This is a genomic window from Syntrophotalea carbinolica DSM 2380 (assembly GCF_000012885.1).
GTDB lineage: Bacteria > Desulfobacterota > Desulfuromonadia > Desulfuromonadales > Syntrophotaleaceae > Syntrophotalea > Syntrophotalea carbinolica.
In genome coordinates, this window is the sequence record NC_007498.2 from 3,085,492 (window position 1) to 3,102,561 (window position 17,070).

Annotated in this window: 13 protein-coding genes and 2 pseudogenes; 6 read left to right on the forward strand and 9 right to left on the reverse strand. The window is 52.2% G+C overall.

All coding sequences use genetic code 11. The annotated features are described in order from the left end of the window. Nucleotides 1-19: 19 nt before the first annotated feature. Nucleotides 20-676 carry a methyltransferase gene (locus tag PCAR_RS14340; protein WP_011342411.1) on the reverse strand — a complete coding sequence of 219 codons (657 nt, stop codon included), beginning with the start codon at nt 674-676 and terminating at the stop codon, nt 20-22. A gap of 405 nt (nt 677-1,081) precedes the next feature. Here PCAR_RS14340 and PCAR_RS14345 point away from each other — a divergent pair, with 405 nt between their 5' ends. The 3 genes from PCAR_RS14345 to PCAR_RS14355 are packed head-to-tail and all read left to right on the forward strand — an operon-like array spanning nt 1,082 to nt 3,702. Then, a complete protein-coding gene (locus tag PCAR_RS14345; protein ID WP_011342412.1) occupies nt 1,082-2,716 on the forward strand; it encodes an ABC-F family ATP-binding cassette domain-containing protein in 1,635 nt (544 codons plus the stop codon). Nucleotides 2,717-2,775: 59 nt separating this feature from the next. Beyond that, nucleotides 2,776-3,444 (forward strand): spermidine synthase, encoded by a 669-nt coding sequence (locus PCAR_RS14350; RefSeq protein ID WP_011342413.1) that lies wholly within the window; start codon nt 2,776-2,778, stop codon nt 3,442-3,444. Between the two features lie 48 nt (nt 3,445-3,492). Continuing rightward, nucleotides 3,493-3,702 (forward strand): RNA-binding S4 domain-containing protein, encoded by a 210-nt coding sequence (locus PCAR_RS14355; protein WP_011342414.1) that lies wholly within the window; start codon nt 3,493-3,495, stop codon nt 3,700-3,702. A 395-nt stretch (nt 3,703-4,097) separates the two neighbouring features. On the opposite strand, the gene PCAR_RS14360 is transcribed toward PCAR_RS14355, so the two are convergent. Further along, nucleotides 4,098-4,934, reverse strand: coding sequence for a class I SAM-dependent methyltransferase (locus PCAR_RS14360; RefSeq protein ID WP_011342415.1), 837 nt, complete (start codon nt 4,932-4,934; stop codon nt 4,098-4,100). Between the two features lie 126 nt (nt 4,935-5,060). After that, nucleotides 5,061-5,324, reverse strand: coding sequence for a hypothetical protein (locus PCAR_RS14365; protein ID WP_011342416.1), 264 nt, complete (start codon nt 5,322-5,324; stop codon nt 5,061-5,063). A gap of 411 nt (nt 5,325-5,735) precedes the next feature. Between PCAR_RS14365 and PCAR_RS14370 the strand changes: the two genes are divergently transcribed. Further along, nucleotides 5,736-6,623: a LysR family transcriptional regulator gene (locus PCAR_RS14370; protein WP_158447433.1), complete on the forward strand. Its 888-nt coding sequence runs from the start codon at nt 5,736-5,738 to the stop codon at nt 6,621-6,623. Nucleotides 6,624-7,117: 494 nt separating this feature from the next. Here the strand turns inward: PCAR_RS14370 and PCAR_RS14375 are convergent, their stop codons facing one another. From PCAR_RS14375 to PCAR_RS14405, 6 genes and pseudogenes are all read right to left on the reverse strand, one after another. After that, entirely contained in the window at nt 7,118-8,008 is an 891-nt protein-coding gene (locus PCAR_RS14375) for a radical SAM protein (RefSeq protein ID WP_011342418.1), read from the reverse strand. Nucleotides 8,009-8,864: 856 nt separating this feature from the next. Beyond that, nucleotides 8,865-9,146: a hypothetical protein gene (locus tag PCAR_RS14380; RefSeq protein WP_011342419.1), complete on the reverse strand. Its 282-nt coding sequence runs from the start codon at nt 9,144-9,146 to the stop codon at nt 8,865-8,867. Nucleotides 9,147-9,497: 351 nt separating this feature from the next. Further along, nucleotides 9,498-10,505, reverse strand: a complete 1,008-nt coding sequence (locus PCAR_RS14385; protein WP_011342420.1) for a transposase — start codon at nt 10,503-10,505, stop codon at nt 9,498-9,500. A 151-nt stretch (nt 10,506-10,656) separates the two neighbouring features. After that, nucleotides 10,657-12,208 (reverse strand): annotated as a pseudogene (locus tag PCAR_RS18065) (DDE transposase). Between the two features lie 628 nt (nt 12,209-12,836). After that, nucleotides 12,837-13,334, reverse strand: a complete 498-nt coding sequence (locus tag PCAR_RS14400) for a hypothetical protein (protein WP_011342423.1) — start codon at nt 13,332-13,334, stop codon at nt 12,837-12,839. A gap of 179 nt (nt 13,335-13,513) precedes the next feature. Beyond that, nucleotides 13,514-14,499, reverse strand: a pseudogene (locus PCAR_RS14405) (integron integrase). Between the two features lie 170 nt (nt 14,500-14,669). On the opposite strand from PCAR_RS14405, the gene purB reads away from it, so the two are divergent. Together purB and PCAR_RS14415 are read left to right on the forward strand one after the other, a co-directional pair. Further along, nucleotides 14,670-16,025 (forward strand): adenylosuccinate lyase, encoded by a 1,356-nt coding sequence (purB, locus tag PCAR_RS14410; protein WP_011342425.1) that lies wholly within the window; start codon nt 14,670-14,672, stop codon nt 16,023-16,025. Nucleotides 16,026-16,187: 162 nt separating this feature from the next. After that, nucleotides 16,188-17,012 carry a CvfB family protein gene (locus PCAR_RS14415; RefSeq protein WP_011342426.1) on the forward strand — a complete coding sequence of 275 codons (825 nt, stop codon included), beginning with the start codon at nt 16,188-16,190 and terminating at the stop codon, nt 17,010-17,012. Nucleotides 17,013-17,070: the final 58 nt, after the last annotated feature.

The following is a 17,070-nucleotide window of genomic DNA, read 5'->3' on the forward strand; positions in this document are numbered from 1 at the left end:
TGAGGGGGGCAATAGGCGTTTATGCCGGTTCGGCAAGCAGCAGACGGTTTTTGGGCGTAATCTCCGCCGGGATGGTTTGCGTATAGACGCGGTATCCACCGGCGCGCAGACGAGCCACGCGGGTGGCGTCCACCGCCAGGGGGCCGTCCATCCAGCCTTCCAGACCGCCGGTATCCGCCGTGTTCAGATCGTGACAGCAAGGCAGCACCGCCACCCTGGCCCCGGCGGACATGGCCTTGTCGAGAACCAGGTCGGTCAAGCTTCCGCAGGCATGAGCGGACACCACCAGATCGTCCGCTGACAGCGTAATGCCCTCTATGCTTTGCTCCACGAAACACAGTCGTTCTTCCAACCAAGGCCAGTCGACCTGCAACGCCTTGGCCAGGCTGGCCGCGCTGTCGGGGATACGCAGATCGACCGCCAGCGCCTCCGGGGAACGCTTGTCGAGCAACAGCAGAATCTGCGCCAGCAGCCCGTGACCGCAAGCCAGATCGACCACCCGCCCGCCGCGAAACCGGCGCCGCACCCGCCGCGCTACCTCCCAGGCTTCGTAAAGCTCCTTGCGCGGCAGGCAACCGGCCCGGCACACCGCCCGGGCGATGCGGTCGAACAGAGTTTCGCCATCAAACAAATGCAGGTGGCGGTGATTCAGGCGATTGCGGGATGATCGGTCCATAGTGGTTTCCGGGGGGTTAGACACAATTTCTACAGGTATTTACCGCAGAGTACGCAGAGAACGCAGAGATGGGCGAATATAGCCGTAGCCGGTTTCTTTGCTTATGGATGGAAGATATAATCGAACACGAATCACAGATTGCCTTACCGAATTTTCTCCGCGCGCTCTGCGTGCTCTGCGGTTAAATTTATGTTTTTTACAAGAGGGGGCAACCCGGCAAACAGGGTACCCGCAAATGCCCTGACATGACAGTTAAATCTTGATGCGGGTTGACTTTTTGGCCCGGATTAAAATGAAAACCGGTTGCCGCCGACAGGCGTTCGATGGTATAAATGACATTCACGTGAACCACGGGGATCACCCCTGTGGTTCTTTTGTTTTTTCAGATAAGGAAATAGTGCATTCATGATCAGCGCCAACAACGTGGCCCTCGCCTACGGCAAGAGGGTCATTTTTAAAGACGTCAATATCAAATTCATCCCCGGCAACTGCTACGGTCTCATCGGCGCCAACGGAGCCGGCAAATCGACCTTCCTTAAAATCCTCGCCGGGGAGATCGACTCCGACAAAGGCACCGTCTCGGTCGGTTCCGGCGAACGCATCGCCATGCTGCGTCAGGATCATTTCGCTTTCGACGAAGAGACGGTTTTCAATACCGTCATGATGGGTCACCAGCGCCTCTACGAGGTCATGGCCGAGCGCGAAGCGATTTACTCCAAAGAGGAATTCACCGAAGAAGACGGCATCCGTTCCGGAGAGCTGGAAGCCGAATTCGCCGAAATGAACGGCTACGAGGCCGAGTCGGAAGCGGCGGTGCTGCTTAACGGTCTCGGCATCCCCGAAGAGCTGCGCCACAAAAAGATGAAGGAACTCGAGGGCGGCGAAAAGGTCCGCGTGCTGCTGGCCCAGGCCCTGTTCGGCAACCCCGACATCCTGCTGCTTGACGAACCGACCAACCATCTGGATCTCAAATCGATCGCCTGGCTGGAGGAATTCCTCTCCCGCTTCCAGAACACGGTCATCGTCGTCTCCCATGACCGCCACTTTCTCAATCAGGTCTGCACCCACGTGGCCGATATCGACTTCGGCAAGATTACGGTCTATGTCGGCAATTACGACTTCTGGTACGAAGCCAGCCAGCTGATGCTCAAGCAGAAGCAGGAAGAAAACCGCAAGATCACCGAAAAAGCCAACGACCTCAAGGAATTTATCCAACGCTTCAGCTCCAACGCCTCCAAGGCCAAGCAGGCGACCTCGCGCAAGAAGCTGCTCGAAAAACTCACCGTCGAGGATCTGCCCGTCTCCTCGCGCAAATACCCCTTTGTGGTCTTCAAACCGGAACGGCCCTGCGGCGACATCATCCTCGAAATCAAGGATCTGTCCAAAACCGTGGATGGCGTCAAGGTGCTGGACAACTTCAGCCTGACCGTCAACAAAGGGGACAAGATCGCCTTTGTCGGCGGCGACAGCATAACCAAAACCACCCTGTTCCAGATTCTGGCCGGCGAACTCGAACCCGACAGCGGCAGCTTCCGTTACGGGGTCACCATCACCCCGGCCTACTTCCCCAAGGAGAACCGGCGTTTTTTCGAAAACGATCTTAACCTGGTGGAGTGGCTGCTCCAGTACGCCCCCAACGAGGGGGAGAGCTTTGCCCGCGGCTTTCTCGGGCGCATGCTGTTTTCCGGAGAAGAAGCGACCAAACAATCCTCCGTGCTGTCCGGAGGCGAGAAGGTCCGCTGCATGCTCGCCAAGATGATGCTTACCGGCGCCAATGTGCTGGTGTTCGACGAACCGACCAACCACCTGGACCTCGAGTCGATCACCGCCCTCAACGAAGGGTTGATCTCCTACTCGGAAGTGATCCTGTTCGCCAGCCACGACCACAAGTTCCTGTCGACGGTCGCCAACCGCATTGTGGAATTCACTCCCGCCGGATTCATCGAACGGACCATGTCGTTTGACGAATACCTGGAGAGCGCCGAAGTGGCCAAAGTCAGAGAAAAGCACTTTCAGGGTGAAGCCTGCCTGACTCTGTAAAGAATCCCTGCACTGTCTGAACTGACGGGGCAATGCCCCATAGAATACAAGGAAACGCCATGGCCCTGCCCTGGAAAACCATCGACCGATTCGCCACCGAAGACGAGGGGGACCTCGAACTGCGCCAGCGCGGCAAAGGTGATTTTCTGATTACCGTCGGCCCCCAGATACTGATGAACAGCAAAGCGCAACGCTCCGAAATAGCCCTCGGCGAACTCGGTTGTCAGCACCTGAAAAACCACCCGAACCCGCAGGTGCTGGTCGGCGGACTGGGGATGGCGATCACCCTGCGCGCGGTACTCGATACCTTGCCCGCAAGCGCCGAAGTTGTGGTGGCCGAGCTGAATCACAAAATCCTCGAATGGTGCAAAGGACCGCTGGCCGAGCTGACCGACGGGGCCGCAAACGACCCGCGCGTAACGGTGGAAATTGCCGATGTCGCCGCGCTGATCCGCAAAGCGCCCGCCGAGTCTTTCGACGCTATCGTTCTCGACCTCTACCGCGGCCCCCACCCCAAAACCGATCGCGTCGGCGATCCGATCTACGGCAGCCGCGCCATACAACGGGCACGTGCCGCCCTCAAACCGGGGGGCGTGTTTGCTGTCTGGGGAGAAAACCCCGATGCCGGATTCGAAGGACGCCTGGCCGCAGCCGGATTCAAGGTCCGCTGCGAACGCCCCGGCAAGGGAGGCTACCGGCATGCCGTCTGGGTGGCTCAAAAGTCGTAACCGGGCACTTGGAAATCAAACGGCATAAACGCAAGGAAGGAACTGACGATGGAAGAATTCGACCTGCAAGGACGCGAGTTCGTCGAGCTGAACAACCTGTTGAAACTGACCGGCTGGTGCTCCAGCGGCGGGGTCGCTAAAATGATAATCGCCGAGGGGTGCGTCACCGTGGACGGCCAGGTGGAACTGCGCAAACGATGCAAAATCCGCCAGGGCCAGATTGTCGAATTCGAAGGGCAGCAGGTCACGGTTGTCTAAGACCCGTCCCCGCGCCGCTGTCCATTTTCATTATCAGAAAAAAATCCGGGCGACATTGCTTTTCGTACCCCATAGCAGTAGAATTTAAGTGTAGGTTTCGAATGTGTCGCATTGCCGGAGAAAAAAACGGCCTGACGATACAAAAAAGGTCGAGAGAGAAAACCCTCAAAACCTGTGAAACCTATGCACCCCCGCTCCCACATCGACGAAGCAACAAAGAATCGATGTGCATAGCTTGAGGAAAAAGTAAAAATACTTTTCCGAAAGCCCCGGGGGAAAGAGCCTGATGCACGCAGAGAACCTCCTTAAAAAAGAGGCAGACTCGGCGCCAACATCAGGCTCTTTTGCGTCGGGGGGCGCCCCTCCGTATGGGATTCCGTCTCTCGCCTCCGAATTCAGAAGGGGCGGCAGGCATATATCGGATAATAATCATACCAATATTTTCCCTGGCAGTTCAGTCGCTCAAACCTGAAACCGGCCCCACTCAACAACCCTTCCCACACCCTTTCGGTAGGTAGGGTATTCAAACCGCTAAAAAGGTAACGCCGGATGATGTGATATTCGGAAACAGAAATCAGGCCGGATTCACGATCCTTATCGACGGCCGAAAAAAGTTTTGCGTTATCAAGCACAAAGTTGCTTCTGTCGTAAGCAATATCGACATACCCCTGCAAGCGCATGCTCAAACCGAATCCGGCTTCGTCGATCAGGTTCCGGCGAAATTTTTCGAGCAGTTCGAGACGGTGATCCGGATTGTCCAGAACCGCCCCGGGCATCAGGCAATGACGCGTAACAAAACAACCGTTGCGTGACAAGGTCGATCTTATCGAGCAAAGCAGATCCGAATAGCCGTCGAGGGGAACGACATTGCCGAAAATACCGTCCCCGAGAATGAAATCCGGCGGTTCCTGCAATACGCTCCCCAGGGTATTCCAATCCCCGTGAACCACTTGCTCCTTGTGCCTCAACGCGGGTGCCAGCCAATCTTCGTAGGTGGCAATGGCCGCCTCGCTGTGATCGACGGAAATCAACTTTTTGCAGTGCCTTGCCGCCATATTTCGCAACTCCGGCGTCATGCCCAGAACAACGCCGAGCGTGCTGTCGCCGGGCAAACAGCCGGCATACGCATCGACCTCCCGGGGGTCGGGAGAGCCCGCGGCATAGCGTTGTTTATCAGACCGGTTCATAATTCGCGCATTGACGACATCGGTGTTCCAATCGCTTTTTACCATGGCAATCTCACAGAAATGTTTTATGTCGTGTGACGACCTTATCGGCCCGGCTCAACATCGCTGGTCCACCGGCATCATAAAGAACGACCGTCCCTTGAACAAGGGGACACTTTAAAAAGGCAGAATTCAAGACTTCTTTCCCCAGCGGAAATCGATCTTTTCCCCTTTTTTGAAGCAGATGAAAATCAACGCGCCAGAGAGCAGAAAAATGTAAAGGATAAAGGGAATCAGCAATATGGGGTTTTTGGACAGGACCAAAAGCACGGTGCCGACAATGACAAGCGCAAGGTAGCTTCCCAAAACGAGCCAACCTTGCCACGTAATGGGGAAGCCCCAGCCAACCCCGTACTTTTTGGCAGGAAACCAAATATCTTTGCTTCTGTCATTCATGGCGAATCCTCCCGGTTTAACGGTGCTGACAAGTGAACAAAAGAAGCAAAGAAGAAAGAAGGGGTCAGGTCTTTCCGTGCAACATTATCTCTTACCCCTTTTGGACCAGGCGGCTAACCGTCGAATGGAACCTTAAGTATCAGGTCTACACCCACGATCATATCAAGAGTGTAAACCTGACACATCCATATTCTTCCAATCAGCAAAGGTCGAGCCATGTTTTACCTCCTTTAATTTCCAAGAACTTAACACTAACCTATGGCATTGCAAGACTTGGCACAGAAACCCCATCGAAACCCCACGACAGTATAGATTTTTTAGTAGTAACGCGACAGGGTATGCCTATACATCTCCCCCTGGATATGGGTAAAATGTCTTTTTAAATCTCACTTATTGCCAAAGGCTATGAATATGAACCTAAGCCAGCTGCGCTATGTCAAAGCGGTCGCAGAAACCGAATCCTTCACCCAGGCTGCAGAGCAGTGTTTTGTGACGCAACCCACCCTGTCTAACGGCATTGCCCAGCTTGAGGAAGAATTTGAAGAACGGCTATTTACCCGGACAACGCGAACTGTATCACTGACTCCTTTTGGAGAACATCTGCTGCCATTTGTCGTTAATGTTCTGACCGCCCAGTCAAAGCTGTTGCATGAAGCAAGAAACTTTGTTCATCCGGCTCAGAAAACTGTGCGTATCGGCATCTCCCCATTGCTGCGCAGTGGATGGCTAGCACCAATGTTAGAAATATTCCATAAGGCTCACCCTGAAATCGAGGTGGTCCTCCATGAACAGAATATGGCCGATCTCTATCACGTGCTTGATGAAGAACTGCTGGATTTTGTCTTCGGTGTCGCCGACACACGCAAAACCTCATGGAACGGCACATTTCTCTATCGTGAGCCGCTCTATTACATCCCACGTGGGAGTCAAATCATCGAAGGGAAGTCGACGGTCAAGCTGGAAGATATCGCCGACGAAACCTTCGTCATGGTACCAAACGTCTGCGGCCTGGCAAAGGCAACCCGCGCCTTGTTCCGCAGCAATAGACGGAAGCTGAAAGAGTATTCCGGTGAGGCCTTAAGCTATCTGGTTCTCGAAGAATGGGCTTCATTAGGCCTTGGATCAGCCATTCTGCCCAAATCAAAACTCCAATCCTCAGAAAGTAAAGCCATTTTGCTCACCGACAAGACAGGCAGGGAACTGACTCTTGAATTCGAGGCGATCTGGCTGAATACCCGACAACAGCCTGCTTGCCTGCAACAGTTTGCTGAATTCCTTCAGGATTACAACCAAAGGTGATGGAGGCATAGCCTCCCTCAATCGACGTATAGAAAAGCCCAATATGTCTTTGTAATTGCAGCTTTATTTCTTATTTTCGAAATATTCAAGCCCCTGCATGGGATAGCTTCCGATAATCAGGGATGGATCAGCCAGACGATCATTCGGATAAGAAAAAGAACAGTGGTGAAAAGGCGTAGAATAAATAGACCAACAGTGTGCCGAAAGCTTGACCAAGCTATCCCGCACCACTGACGGGTATAGTCAAACTCCCCGTCAGAGCATTGAGAGCTTAGCTGTATCCTATACCATCATTGAACTACCCGTATGGGAGTATTCCGGCAGCACCATTACCACGGTATAGATCCCTTGCAACAAAGGATTCTAGAACCAGCTGAGTACGTTCTGATTTTTTTAAAACAGGGTAATAATTGCCACCTGGAACAAACTCATCGGCAAAAAGGAATAAGCTTAAGGCTTTTTATTTGGACTTGAAGGTTGGGCCGCACGGACTGTTACAGGGATCGCATCTCTTTTCTGTTGATCGCTTTTTCGAGTTGATCTTCTGAGTAAGAATTGAGTATTCGTTTGATTTCCTCGATTGTTTCGTATCTGGCTTTTTCATAACCAGTCTGAAAACGGAAATGTAGCGGATTCAGATAATGGATTCCTTCAAAAAAAATGTCGGCTGTCAGATTTTCAAAGAAAACCAGCATCTCTTCAATCTTCTCTCTTTCCGAAGATTCGACAAATTCGCCACGTGCGACAATCTCCTGCAGGCGTGATCCGGGAAAGACGGTCAGACCTGTTGACATGACCCGTTCTGCGTGGACCGAATTTATGAATTTTGCCGTTGCCAAACCACTTCTTACTCCCATCCCCTTCCCTGCCATACCGATGATGTACTGGCAGGTGTACTTTATGCCGGCAGCATCCAAACGCCGGAGTTGCTCACGGGATTTTTGCACACCGTGTCCTTTGTTCATTTTTCGCAAAGCTTCTTCGTTGCCGTTTTCCGTACCGACATAGAGATGGCCAAACCCTGCACACTGTAACAGTTTCAGTTCTTTGTCCGACTTTCTTTCAATATCATCGACTCGGGAATGCATACTGATCCTGGTGAAACGAGGATAGTGTTTCTGTATCAATCCGGCATACTCAAGGAGGATTGCTTGCGGCAAGGACAATGGATTGCAACCGATAATAAAAATATTTGATGCGGAACCGTGACTATGCTTCTGTGCCAGCAGTTCACTTTCCATATGCTCCGGGGAGGCCTTCATAAAATCATAGCCTTGAGCCATATAGCAGAAATTGCACTTGTTATAGGTGCAGCCTTGGGTACCCCGAACCAGGACCGAGTTAACTTCCATGGGCGGACGAAATAAAGGTTCCGTAAATTGCATCGAAAAGCTCCGTTACTCGTTTCATCTGCATGAATGGAAAGCAGGTATCCCCCGGCAAAATCGGGGGTCCTTTTGCACTAAATAAGAAAGGAACGCTTCTGGCGTTAATGCAAGAGAGTTTCCGAATCCTTTGTCGAATATTTGCACAACGCCCCTTCAGCATCCATAGGATACCGATCGCCTGATTCAGATCGGCAACGATATTCTCGCCATGTTCAAAAGCAACAGAGATGCGCACCAGTCCCGCCGTAACACCGACATCCTCGAGCTACTCGAAAAGCCTTCGCCTGTAGGGAATCGACACCGAATGGATGGCCTGTTTTTGGCAACGCCGATGGCGCCAGATGGCTGGCAAGGACCTAATAGTTGGCGGAAATTACCGTCGAATGCTGTTCGAAAAAACCGATCATGCTTAGGGCATTTTCACCTTGAGGTGGCTTGCACAGATGCAAATCCCCTAGCCGCCTACCCCGGCGTCTTGACCAGCTCGCCGACACCGTCGGCGAAAGTAGAGAAACCTTTTTCCGGTACCTCAGTTGCCGGATTCATCATCATGGCATAGATGTTACCCGAAACCTACAGGGCAAGACATCGGCTGTATGCTAAGTCGAGTTGGTGATATATGAGGAGGCCTGACAGATCGCTATCCGCGTGAGTTGGTTCCGGGGTACTTACCTATCCGGCATAAAGGGTGAGAATCGCTTCCTTGGGATAAGCCTTTTAGGCCAAAATTCACCTGCGCAAACGAATGATTGGCCCCACCAACAGAACGCCCAACTGGAAATCCCTGCAACGATCACTCCTATTGAAACTAAGGCGGGCAGTTTTCACATGCCCGCCTTAGCCGTGCTTTTACTTAGGCAACATTGTAAATACGAATTTCCGGTTCTGCAGCGAGCAGGGGGGCCAAACCGACAACAACATCCTGGTTGAAAAGGTCGCTCTTAAGGTAAGCATTGGCATCGTCGACACTAGCAAAACCATGGAGGACCTGAACATCCTCATCACGGATCAACAGGTCTTTCGTCTGTGCACCTTTGATCTGCTTGAGAAACGGCTCCTTATATTTAGTGTAGATTTCAGCTGCTGCCGAGCGGTTTTCATTCAAGACTTTCAGGGTGACCTCGAGATAAGCCATTGTGTTTCTCCTTTGAAATGTGTTTTTGGTAAAAATTACCGCGGCTGGAGAAACTATACTCATAAAGACTTTATGGAGAGAAATTGTCTTTTTGCATCTCATTTATAGACAATGGCTATAAATAGAGGCAAAGAAGCAAAGGCGGGGTCACCCATTAAAAGGCTCGTGTCAATAGCACAAAAATATCCCTGAGCATTTATCTATGCTTTTTTCTTTCAAAATGCACGGCTAAGTCACCAGTTTCTTCACATGTGCTGAGATTTCTTATTTTTTGCGTCAGCCAGTTGCTGCGCCAGTCACCCATCAGGATCAAGGCCGCCCTCGTCCACAACAATGGGGACGCCCATGAAATTATGCGTTTACCCATTCCGCCAGACGCCACCCCTTTTCTCTGGCCAATTTTTGTCCACGTTGAACCGATCTACTGACTGCCGATTGAGTTATTCCCAAAAGCCCGGCAATCTCCATCGTTGAACAACCCAACTCCTTTACAGCCCAAAAGCAAAGTATGCTTCGTGCCGCAACCCGTTTTGGTCGCTTATCTCCCGACCGAATATCCTCGGAACCGACCTCAAGCTTATCAGCAACTATTTGCACAAGCTCTTTCAGGTCGATATCCCAGCGTCGGCATCTTTCCAATTTCTCATCCGCGTTTCGCAATACAGACTCAACGAACTCGCTGTCTCCGAGGATGCGTTCATCGCTTTTCAGTTGCGGTTCCTCTTTTCGCAGGGATGCCAATTTTTGCCAACCGCCCGCACTGCGAACCAGGTCGCCACCGATAAGATCGAAGCGACGTCCTTGCTCAATACCCGCAGCAATAAAACTCAGATATTGTTTTCGGGCAACAGTCACTCGCTTGCCAAAACGCTCCAGAACCTGGTCGACGGCCTGCCAGCTGCTGGCACGACGCCCCAGTAAGCAGCCGTGTCCGCAAAAGGGGAACTCGGCCAATTCTTCCAAAGTTGACACCAAGCCGGCACGCAATGGGTTAAGATGAAGATAACGAACCAACTCCAGAAGGTAAGGTTCTTCCTGACACAATATGGACTTGTAACGATTCTGGAATAGGTGCCCATGTCGATGATGGCGACGATTAAATTTAACACTGTAACCCGTCAATAATCGGCGCATGACATGAGCAATCGGCGCTTTCCCCGTTTGCAACAACAGGTGAAAATGGTTAGGGATCAGCGCCCAGGCAAAACATGGGGTGGATGTTTCTAAAAGGATTGTCGACAAACGTGATACAAAGTCACCCCGGTCAACATCATCGCGAAAGATCGCTTGGCGCTCCATGCCGCGACAAATGATATGATGGAGCGCACCTGGTGCATCTATGCGAGCTTGACGTGGCATGATTAGAGTTATGCCATTTTTCTGCCAGGTAAAGCAACACACAATACATATTACTAATCTTGCTGAGATACAACATCATAAGAAACGCATAATTTCATGGGCGTCCCCCTAGGTGCTAGGTGTCCCTAGACCCGGATTTCCCGCTTTTACCCTACAAAGTCCATCCATACCGATGAATCTTGCCGATATTGTGGAGCATCGTCATCAATTTCCATTGCCCATCGACTTTGGTGCGACCACGCAGGGAAAACCGTCGCAGCCCAAGCGTTTCGCGCAGATTGCCAAAGACAGGTTCGACGATGCCCAGGCGTTGCCCGTAAATGTGGCGACCGAACACGGAATCGATCTTCTGTTTCATCCGCTCGATAATCCCGATCTTGGGACTCGATAGCGTCTCCAGCAGCACGTTGACCTGGCGGGCTCCTTTTTGGCGGATGTCTCGCAAGCATTGGCTCCGTTTTGCACAGCGATCACAATCAGCCTGATAGCCCATGAATTGCATGAATAAACGCTCGCCGATCTTGGCTTTGGCGCACTTGAGCCACAAAGGGTTACCGGCCGGACAGACGCAGGTCTTGTTGGCAAGATCGACCTGAAAGTCGCTGACGCTGAAGCGTTTTTTTGGGGTGGATCTTTGACGCACCGGAGTCTTGGGGCTTGTGACGTGACGCGGTCTTGAAACGGGGATCGCGGGAGCGAAAACCAGGATCGGCGATATAGCCGTCTATGCCTTCTGCTTCCAGATGCTCCAGAGTCTGTCCGCTATGAAAACCACTATCGGCCAGGATTTTGGCTTCGCTAAGAATCTCGTCACCACAGTTATGATAGTTACCGTTGAAGGCCTTGCGGATGCCCTCAAGCATCGGTTCGAGCAACCCATGCTCCTGTCCCGTACCGAAGGCTTCGGCATGCACCACCACCTGATGCTCGGCATCGACCGCGGCGACGCCAGTGTAGCCCTGAAGCACGCCGTGGCTGGTCTTCATCTTGGCGCTGTCGTTATCGGTGATGTTGCTTTTCACTTCCTTGCCGCGACGACCCTGGCGTTTTTTGTTTTCGGTCAGGAACTTCTTGATCTTACGACTGGCCTTGGTCAGAGTCTCTTTCTGCTTTTCCTCCCGCTGCCGCATGGTCGGATCGGGCGGCCCCTTTTTATCTTCTTCGCGGTGCTTGTTGAGCAGAAAGCGTACGGCCCGGTCGATCTTCTTGGCTTTCTTTTTCAAATCGTCGTGGGTGCCGCTCCACTCCTTGCAGGCGTTCGATGGCATCTTGCAACCATCAACGGCGAACATCTCATGACCAATCAGCCCCAGGGCATCGCAGACCATCAGCACCTGATGAAACAGGTCGGCAATCTGTTCGGCAGATCCGGAGATGAAGTCGGCAATGGTGGTGAAATGCGGACGGCTGTCGGCGGACAGGGCCATAAAGATCACGTTTTCACGGCACAGCGCTTCGATTTTGCGACTGCTGGTAACCCCGCGCGAATAGGCCAGCAGCACAATCTTCAGCAGAATGGCCGGATCGTAGGCGGGACGGCCGGCTTCGTCGTTGTTGAATTTACTGTTGAAAATACTCAGGTCGAGTTCGTTGTCGACCAGGTAGTGCAGGGAATACTCGAAGGTGCCGGGCAGGATTTGCTGTTCGAAATCCACCGGCAACATAACGGTTTGCTTGTAGTCGTAGGGTTTGAAACGAGGCATGAGAAAAACCCCTTTAGCATTTCATGAATTTTTTCGCATTCTAACACGTTTTTGGGTTTTCCTACAGCCTTAACGTTTTGGACACCCGGCGGCGACGCGAACTTACGTGTACCACCGAAGTATTCGAAAATCTGCACACCTATTTTCTGACCGGTTGATGCGATGGTTAGCTAATGCCAAAATTACTTAGCTACGACTTTAACTGTTTTAACTTGATTTCTAAATAGATAGGCAGCATGAATAGCCCCTAAGACGAAAGCGCATAGGATAATTGGTAGAGCTATTTTATCTTGTATTGTAAGCCAGTGATCATTCACGTATCTCAGTGCATAAAAAATAACAGTACCATATATGATGCCAAAGAGCCATTTAAGGCCGCCAGCTCCATATTTAACAGTTCCATGGCAACCTCTACATATTTTGACTCCTCGTTCAAACTCATAGCCACATAGTCCACACTTTATCATTTCCATATTCCCTTTAGTATTTAGCTAACGACATGAGGAACCGGTTTGTGAATACGCGCAACGTATTCACAAATCCGCGTTCACTCACTTCTTGGGTTGCCTTCTATCGTTACCTGATCTGTTAAAAATACGTAGCTCGCAAGCAGCGATTCAAATGCAGGCTAAGATTCTTCGAATGCCGCCTCCGTTCTACTGGATAGGATAATGAAGTTGATGGTCTTTGTTTCTTTAACGTAGCCTGCAGCTTCATAGTTGCCCCAAGAATCGCCGTGGAAGAAGAAAATATGCGCAGTGCGCTTGCCATCAGATGTTTGAATCTCCTTTATGAACCTCGCCTTGTAGTTTGGACTCCCGTTTTCATGGAATCGGTCGACGTTGAATTGGACAAGTGATGGAATGTCCTGAATGACCTCATCCTTTGTTGCAGCCCGCGCATAGGCGATAGCGGTTGCGTCACGCCATGCGTGCCCCGCCTTATAGAAGACCGCATGGAGCCCCTGACCCACGCCGCTCTCGTTGTCCAGAACCCAGCCGGGAGGAGCTTGAAAGGAGAACGCGTGGTCTCGCCCGTAAAAGATACCACCCCCCTCCTCCGATATTGAGGAGAAGGCTGTGGGCGGAAGCATTATTAGGAGCGCCAGAAGCAGTATTCTTTTCATTCTTCTTCAACCCAACTATAAATAGACAGTCTGGATAAAACCGTAAACACTGACACCAACCTGTCTGTATAAGACAACTTATAAATCAACAACGAGCCTTTGCTTTATCCCTATTTTCAAGCATTTACACAATCCCAACCTTTACTCTGTCAATTTATATACAGACTGGATATACCCATTCAAAGAGCATCCACCGGGCTACGGACTCTGCGTCCTCCCTTATTGAGGACATGGGTGTAGATCATCGTCGTACAGATATCCTTGTGGCCAAGCAACTCCTGAATCGTCCGAATATCGCACCCATCTTCCAAAAGATGAGTGGCAAAGAAATGACGGAAGGTATGACACCCGATCCGTTTGACAATGTTTGCCTTGAAGACAGCTTCTTTGATGGCACGCTGAAGAAGGGTTTCGTGAAGGGGATGTCGACCTTCCTCTCCTGTCTTCATGTTTTTCCACCGGTTTTCCTGCGGGAAAACCCATTGCCAGCGCCATTCCCTGGAGGCATTAGGATATTTATCCTCTAACGCATCAGGCAACGAAACCCGGCCCCACCCTTCCGCAATGTCTTTCTCATGCAGCAGTTTCACATTGTTCAAATGGGCCTTTACCGGGGTACTCAACGACTCAGGGAACATGGTGCGCCGATCCTTACCACCTTTTCCATCTCGAACCAGAATTTCGCCTTGCCCGAAACCTAAGTCATGTACACGTAAACGCAAGCATTCCATCAAGCTCAAACCAGCGCCGTAAAGCAGGCCGGCCATTAACTTTTTACTGCTGGTAAGATGGCTTAAAACCTCTCTCACCTCATCGCGCGTCATCACGATCGGCAACCGCTTGGGCTTCCTAGCTCTGATAACCTCGCCCAGATTGCCAATCTCCCGACCAAGAACATGCCTGTATAGAAACAACCGTGCCGACAATGCCTGGCTTTGAGTAGATGCGCTGACCTTGTGTTTTACCGCCAGATGAGTGAGAAAGGCATTGATCTCCGGTTCGGCCATTTCCTTCGGGTGACGAACATCATGAAAAAAATATACCGCTTTACCCATTGACAATAGGTTGATTCAGTTCGGCGGCTGTAATGACGGGTACCTAGCGCCTCTCGCAACTGATCCAGAAGTTTTGGTGCTCCCTCCCGGTTACCGAGCTGGCGCTTCACATAACTGGACCATTCAATAGCCTCTTTTTTATAACCGTTTAACCTTTTAAGGTCAATGTATTTTAATGGGAGCGCCTTACTACAACTAACTGAGAAACATCAAAAACCTTGCAGAATCCGGCCAGCCCATCTATAGTATGGGATTATTCAAAATCAAGAAGGAGATTGCCATGATTACGGCTATCAGCCCGCTGGACGGGCGTTATGCATCGAAGGTTACGGAACTGACCGAGTGCTTTTCGGAATATGCGCTGCTGCGCAATCGCGTAAAGGTGGAAGTGTTGTGGTTGCTGGCGCTATGCGCCGAGCCGGGGATTGCGGAATGCCGGGCGGTTACAGCCGAAGAGGAACAGACCCTGCGTGCCATTGTGGATGACTTCACTCCAGAAGAAGCGCAGAAAGTGAAAAAGATCGAGGCGGTGACCAACCACGATGTCAAAGCGGTGGAGTACTACCTTAAGGAAAAAATCGCCGGCACCTCGCTGGAGGAACTGTCGGAGTTCCTGCATTTCGCCTGCACCTCCGAAGATATCAACAACCTCTCCCACGCCCTGATGCTCAAGGACGGTCTGGAAGCCCTCACCCCCCTGCAGGCTGAAATCATCGATTTCCTGAAAAACCTGGCCGACCAATTTAAAGCGGTGCCGATGCTTGCCCGTACCCATGGCCAGACCGCTTCGCCGACAACCATTGGCAAAGAACTGGCGGTGTTCGTGGCACGCCTGCAGAAGCAGAGCAAGAACATCGCGCAGGTGGAGATCCTCGGCAAGCTCAACGGTGCCGTGGGCAACTTCAACGCCCACCTGTCCGCGTATCCAAAGGTCGACTGGCCGGCCCTTGCCAAAAAAGTCATCGAAACCGAACTGGGGCTGACGCAGAACATGTTCACCACCCAGATCGAACCTCATGATTACATGGCCGAGATGTTCGACGCCCTGGCGCGCTGGAACACCATCCTCACCGACCTTAACCGCGACATCTGGACCTACATCTCCATGGCCTATTTCGGCCAGAAGACCATCGCCGGCGAAGTCGGTTCCTCGACCATGCCGCACAAGGTCAATCCCATCGATTTCGAAAACTCGGAAGGCAACTGCGGGCTGGCCAACGCCATCTTCAACCACCTGTCGGCCAAGCTGCCGATCTCGCGGTTGCAGCGCGACCTGACCGACTCGACGGTGCTGCGCAACATGGGTGTGGGCTTCGGCTACAGCATGATCGCCTACCGCTCGACCCTCAAGGGGCTGGGCAAGCTCAAGCTCAACGAGCACAAGCTGGCCGGCGATCTGGACCACGCCTGGGAAGTCTTGGCCGAACCGATTCAGACCGTGATGCGCAAGGCCGGCATCGAAAAGCCCTACGAAAAGCTCAAGGAACTGACCCGTGGCCATGCCATCGACCGCGATACGATCCGCACTTTTGTCGAAGGGCTGGAGCTGGCGGACGAGGACAAACAGCGGCTGCTGGACATGACTCCGGGCAGCTATACCGGCATGGCCGAAAAAATCGCCGAACTGCTGGACTGAGCCGTTACTTCAATCTGTCGAACACCCAGGGGGCCGCTGATGCGGCCCCTTGTTCTTTGCAGTGCCGGACTTGCTTTTATCCGCGCTTGTGGGCATCCTTTACGTAAACACGGGCAGAACCTTCGCCCGGTGCAGAGTAAAATCTTCTGAGGAGATTCAATCATGTTGGAAATCGGCCGGGTTCAATCCTTGACCATCGACCATATCGATCAACGCGGTGCCTGGCTGCAAGCTGACGAAACGCTGGTACTGCTGCCGGCCCGCCAAGTCCCGGAAGAGTCCCGACAGGGATCCCAGGTCGAGGTGTTTTTATACCTCCACGCCGGCGAGCCCATGGCAACCATCCGCCAGCCCTTTGCACAGGTCGGGGAGTTCGCCCTGTTGAGGGTCAACCAGGCCGACCAGAGCGGGACTTTCCTTGAATGGGGTATGGAGAAGGAACTGCTGGTGCCTTTCAGCGAGCAGCCCAAACGCATGCGCGAGGGACAATACCATATGGTGCGCGTCTGCCTCGACGACCAGGGGCGATGCTTTGCCAGCGGCCGCATCGACCGCTGGCTGGAACAGGACCATATCGTCTTACGGGAAGGTCAACAGGTCGAAATGGTGCTCTGGCAATTCACCGATCTCGGCGCCAAGGTGATCGTCAACCATCGCTATGGGGCGCTGCTGTACAGAGATGAAATTCGCCCCGACATGCAACCCGGCGACCGGATTACGGGCTTTGTCAAAACCATCCGCCGGGACGGCAAGATCGATGTCACCCTGCAACGCGGCGGCAAAGCGGCTACCGACAAGGCGGTGGAAACATTGCTGGATGCTTTGTCGAAAACCGGCTTTTTACCCTTGCACGACCATAGCCCGGCCGATGTCATCCGCAAACAACTGGGCATGAGTAAAAAAACCTTCAAGAAAGCCGTCGGCGGACTCTACAAAGCAGGCCGCATTGAGCTTATGCCCAATGGCATCAAACTGAAAAAAAGCTGACGGGAATTTGTTATTACACAACAGGCGGGAGCGGATTGTCGATCGATGAAGAGGGCTG